This is a genomic window from Thauera phenylacetica B4P (assembly GCF_000310225.1).
GTDB lineage: Bacteria > Pseudomonadota > Gammaproteobacteria > Burkholderiales > Rhodocyclaceae > Thauera > Thauera phenylacetica.
Window position 1 is genome coordinate 1 of the sequence record NZ_AMXF01000336.1, and the last position, 3,246, is coordinate 3,246.

Here is a 3,246-nt window from a genome sequence, read left to right on the forward strand (position 1 = left end):
GGCGGCAGCCGCGAATGCGCCCTGCGAAACGGCGACGTGGCCGCTTGCGGCACCGCTGCTTTCGCGCCTGCCGGCGCTCCTACAAGAACCACCACGGCTCCGGTTTAATGTAGGAGCGGCGGCAGCCGCGAATGCGCCCTGCGAAATGGCGACGTGGCCGCTTGCGCCACCGCTGCTTTCGCGCCTGCCGGTGCTCCTACAAGAACCACCACGGCTCCGGTTTAATGTAGGAGCGGCGGCAGCCGCGAATGCGCCCTGCGAAACGGCGACGTGGCCGCTTGCGGCACCGCTGCTTTCGCGCCTGCCGGCGCTCCTACAGAGTCATCTCTCGCGCCATGGCAGGGACGTGACCCGGGTCGCGTCCTTGCGGTGGCGCAGCCAGTTGGCTCGGTAGGCGCGCGCGAGCTCGCAGTGGTCGCGCACGATCAGGATGTTCTCGGCGTTACGGTTGTCGGCCGACCAGGTGAAGTTGTACGAGCCGGTGAGCACCGCGCAGCGCGGGCCTTCGGCGTCCACGATCAGCACCTTGTTGTGCGCCGCGTTGTAGCGCGTCTCGAAGGCTACCGGCACGCCGGCCGCGAGCAGGCGCGGGATGGCGTTGCCCTTCTCGCGGCGGTTCATCTGCGCGTCGGCGAGCACTTCGACGCGCACCCCGCGCCGCTGCGCCGCGACCATCGCGTCGGCGATGTTGCGGCTGGTGAAGGCGTAGGCATGCACCTCCAGGGTCTTGCGCGCGCTGCGGATGAGGCCGATCACCACCTTCTCGGTGTCGTCCCGCGGCGAAAAGGCGAGCTCGATCTCACCCTTGCCCGCGAAACGCTCGCTCGCCTGCACGCCCGGGGGCGCCGCCGCCGCAACGAGGGCGAGCGCCGCCATCCACCCGAGCATCGACGCGCAGTGCCCGCGAGTCCGCTCGAGCGTCCGCTGCTCGACCCGTTCGCCGACTTGCTCGCCGACTTGCTCGCCGATTTGTTCGCCCGTCCGGTCGCCGCCCCTCTCGCCGATTTGCTCGCCGATTTGCTCGCCGATTTGCTCGCCGATTTGCTCGCCGATTTGGTCGCTGATTTGGTCGCTGATTTCATCTTCGACCCGCAGCTCGCCCCGCTCACCGACCCGCTCACCGACCCGCTCACCGACCCGCTCACCGACCCGCTCGCCGACCCGCTCGCCGACCCGCTCGCCGACCCGCTCGCCCAACCTGTCATGCACCCTTGGCGCGCTCCATCACCGCGGCGAAGAAACCATCGGTGTCGTGCACGTGCGGCAGCAGGCGCAGGCGCTCGCCGGTCTCCAGCGCCACGCCCTGGGCCGCCAGCACCTCCTGCGCCGACAGCGCGCGGAACTCGGGGTGTGCGGCGAGGAAGGCATCGACGATGGCGTCGTTCTCCTCGGCGAGCAGGCTGCAGGTGGCATACACGAGGCGTCCGCCGGGGCGCACCACGCGTGCCGCCGCAGCGAGGATCGCGCCCTGCTTGGCGACCATCTCCTCGACCGCCGCCGGCGACTGGCGCCACTTGAGGTCGGGGTTGCGGCGCAGCGTGCCCAGCCCGGTGCAAGGCACATCGACCAGCACGCGGTCGGCCTTGCCCGCCAGGCGCTTGACCTTGGCGTCGGCCTCGTGGGCGATCAGCACCGGATGCACGTTCGACAGGCCGGCGCGCGCCATGCGCGGCTTGAGCTTGGCGAGGCGCTTCTCGGACACGTCGAAGGCGTACAGGCGCCCGGTCGAGCGCATCATCGCGCCCAGCTGCAGGGTCTTGCCGCCGGCGCCTGCGCAGAAGTCCACCACCAGCTCGCCGCGGCGCGGCTGCACCAGCAGGCCGAGCAGCTGGCTGCCCTCGTCCTGCACCTCGAAGCTGCCGTCGAGGAAGAGCGGATGCTTCTGCAGCGCCGGCTTGCCGGCCAGGCGGATCGACTGCGGCGACAGCCGGCCGGGCTCGGCGCGCACGCCGTCGGCACGCAGGCGCTCGAGCACGGCGTCACGGTCGGCCTTAACGACGTTGACCCGCAGGTCGAGCGGCGCCGGGCGGTTGAGCCCGTGCGCAAGCGCGAGCAGCGCGTCCTCGCCCATCTGCGCGAGCAGGCGATCGGCCAGCCAGTCGGGCAGGTCGGCGCGCTCGGCGAGGCTGGGCTCGCCCGCCTCGGCGGCCTTGATCGAGGTGATCCAGTCGCGCTCGGTGGCGCTCGCCAGGCCCTCGAAATTGCGGATCGGCCAGCCCTCGCCGCGCGCGAACCAGGCCAGCAGCAGCATGCGCGGGGTGGCCTCGGCGCCGGCGATGCGGCGCAGCCAGCGCAGCCGGCGCAGCACGCCGTAGATGGCCTCGGCGATGAAGCCGCGGTCGCGGTGGCCGAGCTCGCGGTTGTCGCGGAAGTGGCGCGACAGCACGGCGTCGGCCGGATAGTCGAAGGCGAGCACGGCGCCGAGCGCCTGCGTGGCCTGGATGAAGAGCGCGCGCGTCACCGCGCCCTCCGCGGGGCGCTCGGCCGGGCTCGGCTCCTGCGGCTTGCGCACGCGATTCTTTTCGGTCTTGGGTTTCATTTCAGTTCGGTTTCCTGGCGGCGGTGGCGGCTGCGCCCGCCTCGATGCGCGAGGCGCGCTGGTCGAGCACGCCGCCCTTGTCGTCGGTGATGCGGATACGGACCGGCAGCAGGCTGTGGCGCCTGGACAGCCAGATGTCGATGTCGAGGTCGTCCTTCTCGGCGAAGGCGTGCAGGCGCACGGTGTCGAGCTGCTCGCCGGCGAGCTCGAGGCGCTCCTCGCCGCGCGGCTCGAGCACGGCCTGCTTGATGCTCTTGTTGGTGACCACGGCGAAGCGCGCCGGCTTGCCGGACTCCGCCACCTTGCGCGCCTGGTGCCACAGGCTCAGCAGGTCCTGGTCGCCGGCGCGGATCTCGCCGCTGCGCCGCTCCTCGCCGCCGCGCCGGATGCTGACCTTGCCGGTCGCCCAGTCGAACTCGGCGCGCTCGGGCTTGCGCCCGCGCTGGTCGACCTCGAACAGCGCCGGGCGCATGCCCTTGGCGTCCACCGTGCCGCTGCTGCGCTGCTCGTACTCCAGGCCGAACAGCCCGGCGAGCCCCTTGGCCTGCAGCGCGAGCGACAATGCGTAGCGCCCCTGCTCCAGCGTCCACTCGTGGCGCGCCTCGCCCACCTTGAAGCCCGACGAGCCGTAGTGCACGTCGTAGGTGATGTGGCCCTGCGCCGGCGGCTCGGTCGCCGCACCGCCGGGCAGCGCCGCCAGGCTCGCG

The 3,246-nt window shown here is 71.9% G+C and carries 3 protein-coding genes; all 3 read right to left on the minus strand.

Annotated features, from left to right (window positions below; translation table 11 throughout):
• Positions 1-321: 321 nt before the first annotated feature.
• Positions 322-888, minus strand: a complete 567-nt coding sequence (locus C667_RS21485; RefSeq protein ID WP_039922665.1) for a phospholipase D family nuclease — start codon at positions 886-888, stop codon at positions 322-324.
• Positions 889-1,201: 313 nt separating this feature from the next.
• A complete protein-coding gene (locus C667_RS21495; RefSeq protein ID WP_004383912.1) occupies positions 1,202-2,539 on the minus strand; it encodes an RsmB/NOP family class I SAM-dependent RNA methyltransferase in 1,338 nt (445 codons plus the stop codon).
• A gap of 1 nt (position 2,540) precedes the next feature.
• On the minus strand, positions 2,541-3,246 hold a 706-nt coding region (locus tag C667_RS21500), incomplete at its 5' end, for a DUF3108 domain-containing protein (RefSeq protein ID WP_004383914.1).